Origin of the sequence: Acidaminococcus nyctereutis (genome assembly GCF_052216985.1) — a bacterium.
Taxonomy (GTDB): domain Bacteria; phylum Bacillota; class Negativicutes; order Acidaminococcales; family Acidaminococcaceae; genus Acidaminococcus; species Acidaminococcus fermentans_A.
In genome coordinates this window covers 65,853-82,107 of record NZ_JBQOUY010000007.1, presented here as the reverse complement: position 1 = coordinate 82,107, position 16,255 = coordinate 65,853, and the positions used below count along the sequence as shown (strand labels likewise).

The window sequence follows — 16,255 nt, the reverse complement described above, 5'->3', positions numbered from 1 at the left end:
CCTGCTCTCCTTAAAAGTCCAGATTGGTCACTTTTCCTGCATTTTCTTCGATGAACTGTCTACGAGGCTCTACTTTATCCCCCATGAGGACGGAAAAGACGGAATCCGCCGTAGCCGCATCTTCCAGCTGGACCTGGAGCACCGTACGCTTGCTGGGATCCATGGTGGTCTCCCACAGCTGTTCCGGGTTCATTTCCCCCAGCCCTTTATACCGCTGGACATAGGGATTGTTCTGCCGCCCTACTTCATCCAGTTTCTTCTGGAGTTCCTCATCGCTGTAGGCATAAGTATGCTTCTTGCCCGTCCGGACCAGATAGAGAGGCGGCTGGGCGATGAATACATTCCCATGGATGATCAAAGGTTTCATATACCGGTAGAAAAAGGTCAGCAGTAAAGTCCGGATATGGGCTCCGTCCACATCCGCATCGGTCATGATGATGATTTTTCCATAGCGTGCCTTGCTGATATCGAATTCATCACCGATGCCGCAGCCGAAAGCCGTGATCATGGCACGGATCTCCTGGCTGTTGAGCATCTTGTCCAACCGGGCCTTTTCCACATTCAGGATCTTCCCCCGGAGCGGCAGGATGGCCTGAAAGTTCCGGTCACGGCCCTGTTTGGCACTGCCCCCTGCAGAATCCCCTTCTACCAGATAGATCTCGGTTTCAGCTGCATTCTTGCTGGAACAGTCAGCCAGTTTTCCAGGCAGGCTGCTCACTTCCAAAGCAGACTTTCGCCGTGTTAAGTCCCTTGCTTTTCGGGCAGCAGACCGAGCACGGTTGGCCATGATGGCTTTTTCGATGATTTTTTTCGCAACGGGAGCATTTTCCTCGAAGTACTCCGTCAGGGCTTCGGTCACCATATTGTCCACGATGCCCCGGACTTCGCTGTTCCCCAGCTTGGTCTTGGTCTGTCCTTCGAACTGAGGTTCCCGGACCTTCAAGCTCATGACGCAGGTGAGCCCTTCCCGTACATCGTCCCCGGACAGATTTTCCTCATTATCCTTGAGCATCCCGTTCTTCCGGGCATAATCGTTGATGCAGCGGGTCATGGCCTGCTTCAGGCCAGCCAGATGGGTGCCCCCTTCTTCCGTATTGATATTGTTCACAAAGGTGTAGATATTCTCCGTGTAGGCGTCCGTATACTGCATGGCCACTTCCACGATGGTATCCTGGCGTTCCCCTTCCACATAGATGGGCTTGTCATGGAGAGGTTCCTTGCCCTTGTTGATGAATTCCACGAAGGAAACGATGCCTCCCTCGTAATGGAAGGTCTCGTCCTGTCCGCTCCGTTCATCGGTGAGCTGGATCTTGACGCCCTTGTTCAGGAAGGCCAGTTCCCGGATCCGGTGCTTCAGGGTATCATAGCTGTAGACCGTTTCGGTGAAGATGGTATCATCCGGCCAGAAGGTGACGCTGGTGCCGGTCTCCTTTTCCGGGCACTCCCCTTTCACATACAAAGGACGGGTGGTCTTTCCCTTGGCAAACTCGATGCCATAGACCTTCCCGTTCTTCTTGACTTCCACCACCATTTTTTTGCTCAAGGCATTGACGCAGGAAACCCCCACCCCGTGGAGCCCGCCGGAGACCTTGTACCCTCCATCTCCGAACTTGCCTCCCGCATGGAGGACGGTCATGACCACTTCAATGGCCGGTTTCCCCACTTTGTGCATTTCCACAGGGATGCCCCGCCCATTGTCCGTGACCGTGATGCTGTTGTCCGGATGGATCGTCACGTGGATATGGTCACAGTATCCGGCCAGGGCTTCATCGATGCTGTTGTCGATGACTTCATACACCAGATGGTGCAGTCCCCGTCCGCTGATGCTGCCGATATACATACTGGGACGTTTCCGCACGGCTTCCAGGCCTTCCAGGACCTGGATCTGTTCCGCCCCATAATCACCGTGGACGGCAATCTCTTCTTCAATCGTCTGTTTCTTTTTCGCCATACAAACCTCCCGATGTCAGCGTTTTTGCAGGGTCCTGCTGGAAATCCCTGAGAGGATGATCTTATCCCGGGTCACCACGCAGCTGGAAGGCGGAAAATCTTCTGTCAAGTCGATGACATTTGCTTTCCCCAGTTTGGGTCTCAGGAAAAACCGGTAGATATTCGTCCGTTTATTCCGGATATCGAAGATCCCGATGATTTCATCGCAGCGGACCACATAATTATTTCCTACGTGCAGGTACATAATAACGGCTCCTTTTGGCTTTGTCCAACGTGCGCTGGATGGTCTCCTCCTGGAGTTCTTCCGGATGGAGACCGGTTTCCAAGAGCACGGCAAAAGCCTTCTCCTGGGCAGTCGCCTGGGGAGCCAAGGCCTGGTTCAGCGCCCATTCTCCCAGTACTGCCTTCACGTCAGTAAATGTTATTCTATCACATTTCACCAGTTCCCGGCAATCTTCATAGCGGAGCCAAGGCCGGAGCACCAGCTGCTTCCGGATTTCCCGGCGCAGGGCCTGGGTCTGTTCCCGGCGGCAGGCTGAACAGATCTCTTCTTCCCCGATCAGAGGGACTCCACAGATCGGGCAGCGGCGGGAAGGATCCACCTTGGGCATGAAAGGTCCCGTTTCCTCCCTGGGCTGGGATTCCTCCTGGATGATGCCATGGTAAAATTTCAGTTCCCGCAGGATCCGCTTCCGGCCCTGCAGGGCCGGGAGCAGCTGCCGGTTCAATTGCCCCAGCAGTCTGCCCTGCATCATATGGAGCTGATTGGACCACATGGGATTGTCCGTATGGATATACAGCGTCCCCTGATCCAGCTTGTAGGGCTGAGAATGATTGGCTGCCGTATGACCGATGATTTCCGCCCAATGGCTCCGCAGCCAGTGGAGCAGGAACTGCTGCCGGGCCCAAGGGGTCCTCAGCACTTTCAGGACCAGGAGTTCTGAATCTTTCATCCTTCTGCCTCCAGTCTCCCTTCCCGTACCCGGTACGCCGCAACATCACCCTGGACAGGAGCCAGGGAACGGTCATTCACCGTAAGGAAGGTCTGCACCGTCCCATTGATGAAACCCAGCAGTTTTTCCCGGCGGTGTTCATCCAGTTCGCTGAGCACATCATCCAAGAGCAGGACCGGATATTCCTCCCGGACGGAACGGATGAATTCCAATTCGGACAATTTCAAGGCCAAGGCCGCCGTCCTTTGCTGTCCCTGGGACCCATAGATCCGCAGGGGACGCCCTGCATGGAAGATTTCCAGATCATCCCGATGAGGTCCCAGACTGGTATAGCCCCGGAGATAGTCCAGCTGATGCCTCTGCGCCAGCTGTTCCCGATAGAAGGCCTCCCAGGCTCCCGGCCCGGGATTTTCCTCCAGGGCGGCTTCTCCCCGGCCTTGTTTCTGGACATAAGAAAGCGCCAGTGCTCCCTGGGTGCCGGTAATACCGTCATAGACCTGCTGGGCCGCCGTCCGGATCCCTTCCAGCGCCCGGAGACGGAAATCCAGGATCCCTCCTGCCGGCCGGGCCAGAGCCTCATCCCAGACAGCCAACTGGGCTTCCTCCAATTTCTCCCGTTCCCGGCACTGTTTCAGGAAACGGTTCCTCTGCTGGAGTACCCGATTGTACTGGGTCAGGAGATCATAATAGAGGGGACTGATCTGGGCGATTTCCATATCCAGGAATTTCCGGCGCAGAGCCGGATCTCCTTTGACCAGCTGCAGATCGTCCGGGGTAAAGAGGACCAGGTTCACCCGGCCATACTGTTCCCGCGGGCTCACCGGATTCCCATTCAGGAGATTCTCTTTTTTCAGCCTTCCCCGTTCCTTGTACCGTTTCACCAAGAGACAGCTGGATCCATATCGGTCTCCATACTGCAGTTCTGCGGCCCATTCTTCCTCTCCGAAGCTGGGGATTTCTTCTTCATGCCGGGTCCGGAAGGAAAAGCCCCGGGCCGCCAGATAGATGCCTTCCAGCAGGTTGGTTTTCCCCTGGGCATTATCTCCATAAAAAATAGTTATATTATGTCCCAATGGGATGGACACTTGCTGGTAATTCCGGAAATGGAGGAGCCGGAGGTGTTCCAGGCGCATCAGAAAATGACCCGGACCGGCGTCAGGATATACGTATAACTGGCATCGCCTTCCGGCATCAGCCGAGCCGGAGACAGGGATGTATTGGTCTCCAGGCTGATCTGCTCACTGCCGCAGTTCTTGAAGAAGTCCATCATATAGCGAGAATTGAAGGCAATGTTCAGAGGCAGGGATTCCCCGATGGTCTGGCAGGCAATGATTTCCTTGCCCTGGCCCATATCACTGACGGCAGAAGAAAGGATGATCCCATCCGTATCGATGGCCAGCCGTACGATATTGTAATCGGACTGAGAGAACAAGGCCACCCGCTGGATGGCTTTTTCCATATCGACCCGGTTGAATACCGTACGATTACTGAAAGAAGGAGGAATTGGTCGTTTGTAATCAGGGAATTTTCCTTCAATCAGACTAGAAATAATGGTCAGATTTCCGACTTTGGCCATGATCTGCCGTCCCTGGAGGCTCAAGGTCACAGGTTCAGGCAGTTCTCCATTCAGATTGCTGCGGATTTCCTTTAGGAGACGGGCGGGGATCAGCATGGAAAATTCGCTGTCATCGGCCTCTTCCAGTTCGGATTCTTTGATGGCCAGACGATGGGTATTGGTCCCCACTGCCGTCAAGCTTTTCCCGGCTTTTTCCAGGTAAACCCCTGTATACAAAGGACGGCTGGCATCGGTGGAACAAGCATAGACCGTGGTATCGATCAGTTTTCCGATGACGTCTTCTGACAGCTGAAGGGTCCGTTCTCCCTGGAAATGAGGCATAGCAGGATATTCTTCCGGATCCATCAGAGGGATGTGATACTGCCCTCTGGCCTTAGCTGCTTTCAAGGTCATTTCCTTTTCACCGGGAAGCTGCTGGAGCGTCAAGACTTCATCCGGATCGAACCGTGCCAGGAGATCGCCGATTGCCTTCGCAGGAATCAGGATATCTCCGGGTTCCTCTCCATTTACCTCTAATTCTTTATTCATCATGTAGGTGTTATCCATCGCGATCAACTGCAGCTTATTTCCCTGGAGGATCACATGGATTCCAGAGAAAATCGGGGCATTGTTGCTGGATGAAATGGCTCTTTTGACGATATTGACGCTTTGCGCCAGTTCTTTGCTTTCACATGAAAACTGCATGACAGTACCTCCTTGTTTCTAAGTCGATAAAATATTAAAAATCCGTAGTCTTCGTAGTAGGGCCTGTGGGTATGTGGAAAAGTCTTCAAAACCTTGAAGCAAGCCCGGAAAACAACGAGGATAACTATGTGGATAACCTTTGTCTAATTATCCACATATCCACTTTTGCAAGGACTTTGACAGTTATCCACAATTTTACGAACAAGTTATACACAGTATTATCCACAAGTTGTGGATAACTGGGAAGGCAATCTGCTTCCTGGCTCATTTTTTCAGGTCTTCTATGAGTTTGGCCAGCTGCCGTTCCAGATTGGGATGATCTTTTTTATCATCGGCGATCTTGTCACAGGCATGGAGTACGGTGGTATGATCCCGTCCGCCAAAATATTCGCCGATCCGAGGCAAAGAAAGATCCGTCAGTTCCCGGGTCAGATACATAGCGATCTGTCGGGGATAGGCGATGGAACGGGTCCGTTTCTTAGCCTTCAGATCTTCTACCCGGATCTTGTACTGGGCTGCCACCAGTTCCTGGATGGCTTCTACGGTGATGACTTTTTCTGTGGTACTGCCCATATCCAGGTCTTTGAGAGCCTTCCGGGCCAGTTCCATAGTAACGGGCTGTTGGTTCAGGCTGGCAAAGGCACGGACTTTCGTATAGGCGCCTTCCAATTCACGGATATTGGTCTTTACATTGGTGGCAATGAGCTGGATGACTTCTAGAGGAAACTCCAAGTGGTCTTTTTCCGCCATGTTCCGTAAGATGGCACTGCGGGTCTCAAAATCAGGATGGTTGATCTCGATGATTAAACCCTGCATGAAGCGGCTGGTCAGCCGTTCTTCCAAGGTATCCAGTTCTTTGGGCGGACGGTCGCTGGAGATGATGATCTGTTTGTCTGCCTGTTTCAGCGCTTCAAAGGTATGGAAAAATTCTTCCTGGGTGGATTCTTTTTTCCGCAGGAACTGGATATCGTCGATGAGCAGCACGTCGATGTTCCGATATTTGTTCCGGAAGGCTTCGTTGGTGTTGTGCTGGATGGCTCCGATCAGTTCGTTGGTGAAGGTTTCGCTGGAAGTATATAGGATCTTCATCTGGGGAAATTTTTGATGGATGTAGTTGCCGATGGCATTCATCAGATGGGTCTTTCCCAGACCGGGATCACTGTACAGGAACAGGGGATTGTAGCTTTTGGCTGGTGCATTGGCCACTCCCATGGAGAAATTGAAGGCTTCTTCATTGGATTTGCCCCGGATGAAGTTGTCGAAAGTATATTTGGGAGAAAGATGGGAGTCGAATTCCTGGGAGGCTGGTCGGGGCTGGGAAGGCGCTTCCGGCGGAGCGGCTGGAACAGGAGCCGGAGCAGGGGAAGGATCCGGAAAAAGCGTCTGCTGGACCTTGGGAGTTTCTACGATGGCCATGGAGATCTTCATGGGCCGTCCGCAGATCTGGGAAAGGCTTTCTTCCAAGATGGGAAGGTAGCGTTCCTGAATCGTGAGCATGGTAAAGTTATTGGGGACATCCAGCAAAAGGCTGTCTTCTGTCAGGCTGCGTGGATGCGCCGGATCCAGCCAGATTTTCCAGTTGCCGGCTTCACCGCTGGCGGCTACGGCAGCAAGCATTTCGGCCCAGATCTGGGCCAGGTTTTTCGTCATCATATCCGATCCATCCTTTGTGATTTGATAGAGATTCCATTATACCATGAACCTGTGGAAAAATCTGTGGACAGTGTGGATAACTTCTCTTCAGGAAGAGCAGAAAACGCGCTGGGGAGCTTCTCTCCCTGTTATCCACAAAATCCAGGTTATACACAGGAAGTTATCCACAGCTGTGGATAACTGATTTCTACCTTGCTTTCAGCGATTGAAAAGCCGTTCCCAGAAACTGCGTTTCTTCAGCCGTTCGGCTTCTTCTTCTGCCGCTTTGGCACGGGCTTCCGCTTCGGCAATCCGGCTATGGGCTTCCTGCAGATTGACGGCTGCCGTTTCTTTGGCTGCGGTCAGAGCACCGATCTGCTGTTCCTTGAGACGCAGGACGGCTTCCTGCTGATCGGCTCTGGCTTGGGCCGCATCTCTGGCTTTGGCCAGGTCTTGGAGCTGGAGTTCTTTTTGTTCTGACTGGGCTTTGTATTCCAGATACTGGACTTTTTCCTGGGTCAGGAGTTTGGTAGTGCTCATTTCAGCAATGAGCTTCTGCTGGACTTTTCCCAATTGATCCTGGACGGTATTCATCTGGATCAAGAGCATCTTGTTTTCCTGGCGCAGCTGTTCCAGTTCTTCATCCTTATTCTGTTCATAGACGATGACGGGATTTTCCGAACGTTTTCCATCTAGGAATTGGACGGCATCATCGTCCAACATAAGGAACCGGTTCTGTTTGACCAAATGGCCTTCTAATTCTTCTTCATACCGTTTGATCTGTTTCCGGATGGCTTCATAGGAAACTCCTTTTTGTTTGGCATAGTCTTTGATGGTGATCATGACAGGCATCCCTCAGTATGGTGTAGATTTCTGGAACAGAAAAGAACTGCCGAATGGGCAGCAGTTCCTCAAACAACTGGCTTCCGGCAAACTTCATACAACGTTGTATTTCGAAGGAGCCAGGATGTTCCAAAGGTTGTATGGATATAGTATAGCATATTTGTCCGGGCTGTGGATAAAAGATTCCTGATAAAGGAGAGGGGAGGCATGGACAGGGGGTCTAGAGGTTTTCCACAGGAAGAAGAGTTTTCCACTGAAAGTTATCCACAGGTGTGGATAACTTTGGGGATAAGACCATTTCATGGGGGTGGAGAGGGTGAATGGGGGTGTGGATATCTTTTAAAGGCTCGCGACCCGTGACCCGTAGCCCGCGACCGTGGGTATGAACTTTTCACATCCCCAATTGCCCTGTCTCCAGTGGACATGTGGATAAGTTTGGGGATAAAAGCTGGAAACCGGCTTGAGTTGGGGAGTTATAGGTTTTCCACAGGGAAATAGCTTTTCCACTGGAAGTTATCCACAGATGTGGATAACTTTGTGGATAAGACCATTTCATGGGGATTTCAGCCTTTTTAAGGGCTTCAGGTCTTGTGGAAAACTGAATTGGGACAAAAAAAGAAATCCCTGTTCTTGTACAAAGAGCAGGGACAATGCTTACAGAGAAAGTGTCACAAAGAGAGATTTTAACGAAAACTGTAGGGAGTGTCATCCATCTGGCAGATCTTGCTATTTTTTCAGTTCCCGGATCAGTTCTTCGATTTCCCGGTTCAGTTCCGGATCTTGCTGCCGGTCTTTCTGGATCTTTTCACAGGCATGGATGATGGTACTGTGATCCCGTCCGCCGAAACATTCGCCTATTTTTTTCAGGGACAGTCCGGCCATCTCTTTGGTCAGATAGATAGCGATCATCCGGGGGACGGCGATCCGCTTCGTCCGTTTCTTTTCGATCAGTTCCGAACGATGGAGACGGAAATGGTCCGCCACCTGCTGCTGGATGGTATCCACTGTGACGAATTGCGGGGGAGTGAGGAGATTCAGTTCTTTCAAGGCGGCTCGGCTGAGTTCCAGGGTGATAGGTTGTCTAGTCATACTGGCATAGGCGCAGATCCGATTGTAAGCGCCTTCCAACTCCCGGACATTGCTGGTGACACTGCTGGCAATGAGCAGGATCACGTCGTTGGGGAAAAGGACACCTTCCTTATGGGCCAGGTTCTGGAGGATGGCCATACGGGTTTCCAGATCTGGATGTTGGATATCTGCTGTCAGGCCGGAATTGAAGCGGCTGATCATCCGCTCTTCCAGGGTATCCAGTTCGGCTGGCGGGCGGTCACTGGAAATGATGATCTGCTTGTTGGCTTTTTCCAAGGTGTTGAAGGTGTGGAAAAATTCCTCCTGGGTGGATTCCTTGTTCCGCAGGAACTGGATATCGTCGATGAGCAGCACGTCGATATTCCGATATTTCTCCCGAAAGGCTTCCAACCGATTATGTTCTACGCTTTCGATCAGTTCATTGGTGAAAGTTTCGCTGGAAATATACAGCACTTTCATTTCCGGATGGTTCTGCAGGATCTGGTTGCCGATGGCATTCATCAGATGGGTCTTGCCCAAGCCGGAATCGCTGAATAAGAAAAAAGGATTGTAGGCAAAGGCGGGATTGTTGGCCACGGCCATAGAGGCTGCCTTGGCAAAACGATTGGAATTGCCTACGACAAAATTATCGAAGGTATAGCGGGGAGAAAGGTTGGTGATAAAAGGGCGGGAAAGAGCCGTTTTTCTTTTCTTTTCTGGAATTTTGGAAGGAAGGGGAGGGTCTTGCTCCTGTTCTGCAAAGAGATCCAGCTCTATGGGCTTTTTTTTCGACATGGCAAACCTCCTTTCTCCTTTGAGGATTTTTTCCATTATAGCATATTCCTGCCATGTGGATAAGTAGGCAGCTGAAAGGGGAAAAGGAACGGGCCTGCCTTGTTTCAAAGGTTTTCCACAGGAAAAGGAGTTTTCCACAGTAAGTTATCCACAGGTGTGGATAACTTTGGGGACAAGTCAGGAAATAACGGGCTGGACAGGACTTTCCGAACGGATGTTCTGTGGAAAACTCCTTTCCTTGCATATTTTCAGGAAATTCCCTATAATGGAACAAATAAAAACGGAAACTGGGCTGGGCTCCAGCTGGGCCGGCCTGTAAAAAGGAGAAAACACAATGTCTGGGAAACTGCGCATTGCCATTACCGCTGATACCTATCCCTACGCCTCTGAAGTGACCAATTTGGTGGAAGCCCCTTTTGCTCCCCGTGGGCTGGTGGAAGTCCTCGCCAAATTAGGGGCTGTCCCCGTGATCCTTCCGGATGTGCCCGGTATCAAAGGAGAAGAGTATGTCGGTCTGTTTGACGGGTTGATCATTCCCGGGGGGCCGGATGTGGATCCCACTCTGTTCGGAGAGGAACCCAAATGGAAGATCGGACGGACCAATTATAAGCGGGATCGGTTCGAACTGGAAATATTCCAGGCTTTCTATCAGGCCGGCAAGCCGATTTTCGGCATTTGCCGGGGCTGTCAGCTGATCAATATCGCTTTGGGAGGCGATGTGTACCAGGATCTGCCCAGTGAAGATCCCCAGTGCACCATCCGCCATTCCCAGGGAGCACCGGGAGGATATCCTACCCATCATGTAGTCCTGCAGCCCGGCAGTAGCCTGTACGGGACCTTAGGGGAAAAGGCCTATGTGAATTCCAGGCACCATCAAGCTGTCCATCGGATCACGGAAGCCCTGGAAGTCACGGCAGTGGCTCCGGACGGGGTCCAGGAAAGTGTAGAATCCCATGATCACCGGCAGGTGGTAGCTGTCCAGTGGCATCCGGAAAACATGTGGCAGGACCATCCAGAGCAGCTGCAGCTGTTTGCGGATTTCCTGGAACGGGCAGCAGCGATGAAAAAAGAGGGATGAAAATCCCTCTTTACAAATGGGAAAAAATTTGCTAATATATATCTTATCTGATGCGGGCATAGTTCATTGGTAGAATGAAAGCTTCCCAAGCTTTAGAGGTGGGTTCGATTCCCATTGCCCGCTCCAAATGAAAACAAACCTGTCGCTGAGGCGGCAGGCTTTTTTATTTTCTGGAAGGGCTGGGTATGATATAATACTTTTTTATAGAAAATCTATTTATCTTGTCTGGAACAAATGGGAGGAAAACATGGCAGACTACAATTTACTGCAGAAAAAGATCCTGGCCGATGGGACCATTAAAAGCGGCGATGTGCTGAAGGTGGACAGTTTCCTGAACCATCAGATTGACGTCCCTTTCATCAGTAAGCTGGGGAAGGAATTCTACGAATTGTTCAAAGACCGGCCCATCAACAAGATCCTGACCATCGAAGCTTCCGGCATCGGGATTGCCTGTCTCACCGCCGTCCATTTCCGGGTCCCCGTGCTGTTTGCCAAAAAAAGTGCCGGCAGCAATATGGATAAGGAAGTCTACAGTACGGAAATCAAATCTTTCACCCATAATAAAGTCAACCATGTGGTCGTTTCCAAAAAGTATCTCAATGCGGGAGACCATGTACTGATCATCGATGATTTCCTGGCTAACGGCTGCGCCGTAGAAGGGCTTATCGATCTGGTCCATCAAGCCGGGGCAGAAGTAGAAGGCGTGGGCATTGCCATTGAAAAAGGGTTCCAGGGTGGGGGCGATGCCCTGCGGAAACAAGGGTACGATGTGAAGAGCCTGGCCATCATCGAAAAGATGGATGCTGCCACCGGGTCCATCCTGTTCCGGTAAGGAGGGCCTATGGAAAAAGAAAAACAGCAAGGCCGATCCCTGGATCTGTCCGACCCTATTTACCAGTTTGACGGAGCAATCAGCCTGCAGAAAGCCATTCCCTTTGGGCTCCAGCATGTGCTGGCCATGTTCGTGGCCAATATCGCACCCATCCTGATCGTCACAGGAGCGGTGAAGATGCCTACGGAGCAGGCAGCTGCCTTGATCCAGGCAGCTATGATCATGGCCGGGGTAGGTTCCCTGTTCCAGATGTTCCCAGTGGGGCCCCTGGGGAGCCGGCTGCCCATCATCATGGGGATTAGCTTCACGTTTGTGTCTACCTTCTGTGTCATCGGGGCCAAATACGGCTATGGAGCTATCTTAGGGGCAGCGTTGATAGGTGGCTGCCTGGAAGGCTGTCTGGGGCTCATTGCCCGCTGGTGGCGTCGGTTCATCCCACCTATCGTTTCTGCCAGTGTGGTGACGTCCATCGGGTTCTCCCTGCTGGGCATCGGTGCCAATTCTTTCGGAGGCGGTTTCGGCAATCCTCATTTTGGGGAAGCCCCTTATATGATCGTAGGGACCGTGACCCTGCTGTCCTGTCTGATTTTCAACATTAAGGCCAAGTCTTTCTACAAACAGCTTTCCGTGCTGTTCGGTCTCGTGGTGGGTTATGTGACGGCCTTTTTCTACGGCATGGTGGATCTGTCTAAGTTAGGTACAGCCGGACTGTTCTCTTTGCCCCAGCCCCTTCCCTATACTTTGGAATTCCATCCGGATGCCATCTTTTCCGTATTCTTGATTTTCCTGGTGTCCGCCACAGAAACTCTGGGAGATACTTCTGCTCTGACGGTGATGGGGTTTGGCCGGAACGCCACGGATAAGGAAATCGAAGGGTCCATCGGAGTGGATGGCTTCATCAGTGCGCTTTCCTCTCTGTTCGGCTGTCTGCCCATCACTTCTTTCAGCCAAAATGTTGGACTGATCGCTATGACCCATGTAGTGAACCGGAAAGCGGTAGCCAGCGGGGCGGCTATCATGATCCTGGCCGGACTGTTCCCGGTACTGGGTGTGATCCTGGCTTCCCTGCCGGAAGCGGTGCTGGGGGGCTGTACCTTGATGATGTTCGGTTCCATCGTAGTCAGCGGGGTCCGTATGCTGGGCAGCTGCGGCTACAGCCAGCGGAATATGATCATTGCCGCCCTGAGCCTGTCCATCGGCATCGGATTTACCCAGAACCCTGCTATTTTCAAGATCTTCCCAGATCTGATGAAAAGCGTCTTCGCCGAAAATTGTGTGGCTGTGGTATTTGTGGTGGCCGTAGTACTGAATTTCATCCTGCCGGAGGAGATGAAATAAAAGAGCTGCCTCTTGGCAGCGTGCTCTCTGTGAATCTGGAGGTGTGTGCAGATGCCTTTCTATGGGATGATGATCCGGCTGAATGGGAAAAATAAAGTGCAAAAGGTCCTTTTTTCTTCTGGTTTTGCAGAGGGGATGTTGAGAAAAACAGCAGGATCTCTGGTGGGAGTCCCCGTGGGGAAAATCCCTCATTTTCAATTGGATCTGGAAAAAGGGACCCTGGTGTGGGAAGGATGTCATTTTTCCTGCTGTCGGATAGAGGATCCCCCGGGAAGCCTGCTGCTGATCCAAGAAGAAAATGTCTGTGAACAGCTATTGGCTGAAATCGTGAATCGTATGACGGATGCACTGCAGCTGTATGACGCTGGGGGAAATATCCAGTTTTTCAATCGAGCTGCCCGGCGGATGATGGGCATTTCTTTGAAAGATGAAATCCGAGGACAGCGTCTTTTGGATGTTTTTGCTGTGGATCCCCAGTACAGCACTACGTTGACGGCCCTGGCTACCAGGAAGCCGGTTGCCCAGCGGTATGATCATTATAAATCCACTACGGGAAAGGACTTGATGACGGTCAATGACGGGTGGCCGGTATTCCGGCCGGACGGCTCTCTGTTGGGAGCTGTTGTACGGGAGCAGGATGTGGGTATGATCAAAAAAGAACTGGCACGGCTCCAAGAGAACCAACAGATCCTGACCCGGCATCTGACCCGGCAGTTATCCAATGCTTCTCAGACGCGGTACACTTTTGACGACATCATCGGCTCCAGCGCCCTCCTCCAGGCAGCGGTGCAGCTGGCCAAGCAAATGGCCTTGAAAGAAATGAATATCCTGATCCAGGGAGAAACAGGAAGCGGGAAAGAACTGTTTGCCCAGGGAATCCATGCATTCAGTTCTCGGAAAAAGGAGAAATTCCTGGCTGTGAATTGTGCGGCTTTCCCAGAATCTTTGATTGAATCCATGCTTTTTGGTACCAGTAAAGGGGCTTTTACGGGAAGCACGGAACAGACAGGACTCCTGGAAGCTGCCAACCATGGAACCCTGTTCCTGGATGAAATGAATTCCATGAGCCTGGGAATGCAGGCCAAACTCCTCCGGGTGCTGGAAGAAAAGAAGGTGCAGAGAATCGGCAGTACTCGGGAAATTCCTATAGATGTAAGAGTGATTTCTTCCTGCAATGAAGACCCTTTTCAGTTGATGGAACAAGGAAAGATCCGCAGAGATCTGTTCTATCGGCTGGCGTCTGTGATCATCGAGGTTCCTCCTTTACGGGAACGGATGGGGGATTTGGATGAGCTGGTCAGTTGGTATCTGCAAAAACACAAGGATGGGGGTAGCCAGCCCATCCATACCATCACTCCCCGGTTTTGGCAGCTGCTCCGGAACCATGACTGGTCGGGCAATGTCCGGGAATTGTTCCATATCCTCAATTATGCCGTGAGCATGTCCCAAAATGGAATCTTGGATACAGAGGATTTCCCCACTTATTTTTTGAGGCATCAGCAGCAGCGTCCTAAGGAGATCCTTCCTACGGCTTCAGAAAGGACAGTGGATTATGGGCAGGGTCTGAACAGCTTGGTCCAGGAGTATGAAAAGCAGCTCCTGGCAGATGCTTATCTGCACTGCGGCTGCAATGCCACAAAAACGGCGGAACTATTGAAGATCAGCAGACAGAATTTCCAATATTATGCCAGGAAATATCATCTCCAAATGAAAAAAGAAAAATAATTTGGCGCTAAATTATTTTTCAGACAAAAAATTGCTCTCCTGATGGAGGGCAATTTTTTTTGAAGGATGGCTTTGGGACAGGCTGGGTAGAGCTGCGGCGGCTGACGAAGTGTAGAATTGGCATTGGCACGGAATTTGCATGGAAAAAGGCAGGTGAGAAAATCCATAAATGGAAAAGGAGAGGATTCCATGATGATTTCAGTAAGAAATGCAAGAAAAATCCAAAAGGTTGTACTGACGGACTGCAAACCTTCTTTGGAAGAATTCATTGCTGTTGCCAAATTTGGTGCAATACTCGAATTTTCTCAGGAAATGAAGGACAAGGTCAATGAGAATCGGAAACTCCTGGAACGGTTCCTGCAGGAGGGAAGGATCATCTATGGCGTAACCACTGGATTTGGCGAAAATGTCCGCTACACCATTTCACCCAAGGATGCAGAAACCCTTCAGGAGAATATCGTCCGGACCCATTCTGTGGCTGTAGGAGAGCCCCTCAACCGGGAACAGGTACGGGCCATCATGCTGATGACCATCCTGAATGCAGGGAAAGGCCATTCTGGGATCCGGCTGGAAACACTGGAACTGATCCGCCAGATGCTGAACCAGGATTTGATCCCCTTTGCTCCGGGGGAAGGGTCCGTCGGTTATTTGGGCGTGGAGGGGCATCTGGCCATGGCGTATATTGGAGAAGGGAAGATTTATGAAAATGGAAGGACTTTTCCTGCCGGGATAATTTTGCAAAAATACGGGCTGAAGCCTGTCAAACTGTCTTACAAAGAAGGTCTTTCCATGCTCAATGGGACCATTACGGTAACGGCCCTGGGGCTTTTGGCATTGTATGAATCCATCCTCAGCGTGCAGACTGCAGAAATTGCCGGGGCACTCTGCTATGAGGCGCTGCGTGGGACGACCAAAGCCCTGGATCCGAGGATCTATGCCATGAAGCTCCATGAAGAAGAGCAGAATGCGGCGGCCAATCTCCGCAAGATCCTGGCAGGCAGCGCCATTATGGAAAAATACAGAGATCATAAAGTACAGGACTGTTATGTGCTTCGTTCCATGGCCCATATCCAGGGCGCTGCCAATAAGCTGATCAAAGAAGCGTATGAAGTCATCCTGGATGAAATGCATTCCATCAGCGACAATCCGGAAATCTTTGCTACAGGGGAACAGGACGGTGTTGCTCTCATGTGCGGCAATTTCGACGGGACCTATGTGGGAGAACATGCGGACATGATTGCTATGGCCTGTGCTATTCTGGGGAATCTGGTGGAAAGAGCCACCGACCGGATGCTCAACCGGAACCTGAATGACGGTCTGCCTGCTTTTTTGGTGAAAAATCCCGGATTGAACAGTGGTCTTATGATCACCCAGTATACTTCTGCCGGGCTGCAGAATGAACTGAAACATCTGGCCATCCCAGTGACCATTGACAGCATCTCTACCTGTGCCAATCAGGAAGATCCAGTTTCCATGGCCTACTATGCATCCAAAAAGGCCATGAAGGCCGTGGAAAAATTCCAGTATATGGTGGCCATTGAAATCTATGTGGCACTGCAGGCCCTGGATTTCCTCAAGCCACTGGAACCATCTCCTGTAGTCCAGACAGTCCGGGACTATGTGCGTCGGGAAGTACCTTTTGTAGAAAACGATCGTTTCTTGTATCCTGATATTGTTTGGATCCTTGCTGAGGTCCGGAATGGGTCCCTGATTGCTTTGGTTGAAAAGCAGATCGGAAAACTGCTGTTTTGATCCCTTTGGGAAATTCCCGGAGGAGTATG

The 16,255-nt window shown here is 51.3% G+C and carries 13 protein-coding genes and 1 tRNA gene; 6 read left to right on the top strand and 8 right to left on the bottom strand.

Annotation, left to right across the window (positions count from 1 at the left end):
• Positions 1-10 precede the first annotated feature (10 nt).
• The 8 genes from gyrB to dnaA (ACTUHY_RS05370) all read right to left on the bottom strand — a co-directional run bounded on the left by gyrB (position 11) and on the right by dnaA (ACTUHY_RS05370) (position 9,639).
• Positions 11-1,951, bottom strand: coding sequence for a DNA topoisomerase (ATP-hydrolyzing) subunit B (gene gyrB / locus ACTUHY_RS05405; protein WP_442826888.1), 1,941 nt, complete (start codon positions 1,949-1,951; stop codon positions 11-13).
• 15 nt (positions 1,952-1,966) lie between these two features.
• Positions 1,967-2,194, bottom strand: a complete 228-nt coding sequence (gene remB / locus ACTUHY_RS05400) for an extracellular matrix regulator RemB (protein ID WP_278673666.1) — start codon at positions 2,192-2,194, stop codon at positions 1,967-1,969.
• The gene (locus ACTUHY_RS05395; RefSeq protein WP_442826887.1) at positions 2,172-2,903 is read right to left on the bottom strand and encodes a DciA family protein; all 732 of its coding nucleotides are present in this window, start codon (positions 2,901-2,903) and stop codon (positions 2,172-2,174) included. Before ACTUHY_RS05395 ends, remB begins: the two co-directional genes overlap by 23 nt.
• Positions 2,900-4,036: a DNA replication/repair protein RecF gene (gene recF / locus ACTUHY_RS05390; protein ID WP_442826886.1), complete on the bottom strand. Its 1,137-nt coding sequence runs from the start codon at positions 4,034-4,036 to the stop codon at positions 2,900-2,902. Before recF ends, ACTUHY_RS05395 begins: the two co-directional genes overlap by 4 nt.
• The gene (dnaN, locus tag ACTUHY_RS05385; RefSeq protein WP_442826885.1) at positions 4,036-5,163 is read right to left on the bottom strand and encodes a DNA polymerase III subunit beta; all 1,128 of its coding nucleotides are present in this window, start codon (positions 5,161-5,163) and stop codon (positions 4,036-4,038) included. Before dnaN ends, recF begins: the two co-directional genes overlap by 1 nt.
• Before the next feature lie 264 nt (positions 5,164-5,427).
• On the bottom strand, positions 5,428-6,816 hold the full coding sequence (dnaA, locus tag ACTUHY_RS05380; RefSeq protein WP_442826884.1) for a chromosomal replication initiator protein DnaA: 1,389 nt from the start codon (positions 6,814-6,816) through the stop codon (positions 5,428-5,430).
• Positions 6,817-7,014: 198 nt separating this feature from the next.
• Entirely contained in the window at positions 7,015-7,638 is a 624-nt protein-coding gene (locus ACTUHY_RS05375; RefSeq protein WP_442826883.1) for a hypothetical protein, read from the bottom strand.
• Positions 7,639-8,364: 726 nt separating this feature from the next.
• Positions 8,365-9,639 carry a chromosomal replication initiator protein DnaA gene (dnaA, locus tag ACTUHY_RS05370; protein ID WP_442826882.1) on the bottom strand — a complete coding sequence of 425 codons (1,275 nt, stop codon included), beginning with the start codon at positions 9,637-9,639 and terminating at the stop codon, positions 8,365-8,367.
• A 196-nt stretch (positions 9,640-9,835) separates the two neighbouring features.
• Here dnaA (ACTUHY_RS05370) and ACTUHY_RS05365 point away from each other — a divergent pair, with 196 nt between their 5' ends.
• The 6 genes from ACTUHY_RS05365 to ACTUHY_RS05340 all read left to right on the top strand — a co-directional run bounded on the left by ACTUHY_RS05365 (position 9,836) and on the right by ACTUHY_RS05340 (position 16,226).
• Positions 9,836-10,579 carry a gamma-glutamyl-gamma-aminobutyrate hydrolase family protein gene (locus tag ACTUHY_RS05365; protein ID WP_442826881.1) on the top strand — a complete coding sequence of 248 codons (744 nt, stop codon included), beginning with the start codon at positions 9,836-9,838 and terminating at the stop codon, positions 10,577-10,579.
• A gap of 52 nt (positions 10,580-10,631) precedes the next feature.
• Positions 10,632-10,705 (top strand) — tRNA-Gly (locus ACTUHY_RS05360).
• Positions 10,706-10,826: 121 nt separating this feature from the next.
• Complete coding sequence (locus tag ACTUHY_RS05355; protein WP_442826880.1) at positions 10,827-11,411, top strand: xanthine phosphoribosyltransferase; 585 nt, start codon at positions 10,827-10,829, stop codon at positions 11,409-11,411.
• A 9-nt stretch (positions 11,412-11,420) separates the two neighbouring features.
• A complete protein-coding gene (locus ACTUHY_RS05350) occupies positions 11,421-12,749 on the top strand; it encodes a uracil-xanthine permease family protein (RefSeq protein ID WP_442826879.1) in 1,329 nt (442 codons plus the stop codon).
• Between the two features lie 51 nt (positions 12,750-12,800).
• The gene (locus ACTUHY_RS05345; protein WP_442826878.1) at positions 12,801-14,474 is read left to right on the top strand and encodes a sigma-54 interaction domain-containing protein; all 1,674 of its coding nucleotides are present in this window, start codon (positions 12,801-12,803) and stop codon (positions 14,472-14,474) included.
• 189 nt (positions 14,475-14,663) lie between these two features.
• Positions 14,664-16,226, top strand: coding sequence for an HAL/PAL/TAL family ammonia-lyase (locus tag ACTUHY_RS05340; protein ID WP_442826877.1), 1,563 nt, complete (start codon positions 14,664-14,666; stop codon positions 16,224-16,226).
• Positions 16,227-16,255: the final 29 nt, after the last annotated feature.

Coding starts and splice junctions, on each gene's coding strand:
- gyrB (WP_442826888.1), bottom strand. CDS start 1,951: ATGGCGAAAAAGAAACAGACGATTGAAGAAGAGATTGCCGTCCACGGT.
- remB (WP_278673666.1), bottom strand. CDS start 2,194: ATGTACCTGCACGTAGGAAATAATTATGTGGTCCGCTGCGATGAAATC.
- ACTUHY_RS05395 (WP_442826887.1), bottom strand. CDS start 2,903: ATGAAAGATTCAGAACTCCTGGTCCTGAAAGTGCTGAGGACCCCTTGG.
- recF (WP_442826886.1), bottom strand. CDS start 4,036: ATGCGCCTGGAACACCTCCGGCTCCTCCATTTCCGGAATTACCAGCAA.
- dnaN (WP_442826885.1), bottom strand. CDS start 5,163: ATGCAGTTTTCATGTGAAAGCAAAGAACTGGCGCAAAGCGTCAATATC.
- dnaA (WP_442826884.1), bottom strand. CDS start 6,816: ATGATGACGAAAAACCTGGCCCAGATCTGGGCCGAAATGCTTGCTGCC.
- ACTUHY_RS05375 (WP_442826883.1), bottom strand. CDS start 7,638: ATGATCACCATCAAAGACTATGCCAAACAAAAAGGAGTTTCCTATGAA.
- ACTUHY_RS05365 (WP_442826881.1), top strand. CDS start 9,836: ATGTCTGGGAAACTGCGCATTGCCATTACCGCTGATACCTATCCCTAC.
- ACTUHY_RS05355 (WP_442826880.1), top strand. CDS start 10,827: ATGGCAGACTACAATTTACTGCAGAAAAAGATCCTGGCCGATGGGACC.
- ACTUHY_RS05350 (WP_442826879.1), top strand. CDS start 11,421: ATGGAAAAAGAAAAACAGCAAGGCCGATCCCTGGATCTGTCCGACCCT.
- ACTUHY_RS05345 (WP_442826878.1), top strand. CDS start 12,801: ATGCCTTTCTATGGGATGATGATCCGGCTGAATGGGAAAAATAAAGTG.
- ACTUHY_RS05340 (WP_442826877.1), top strand. CDS start 14,664: ATGATGATTTCAGTAAGAAATGCAAGAAAAATCCAAAAGGTTGTACTG.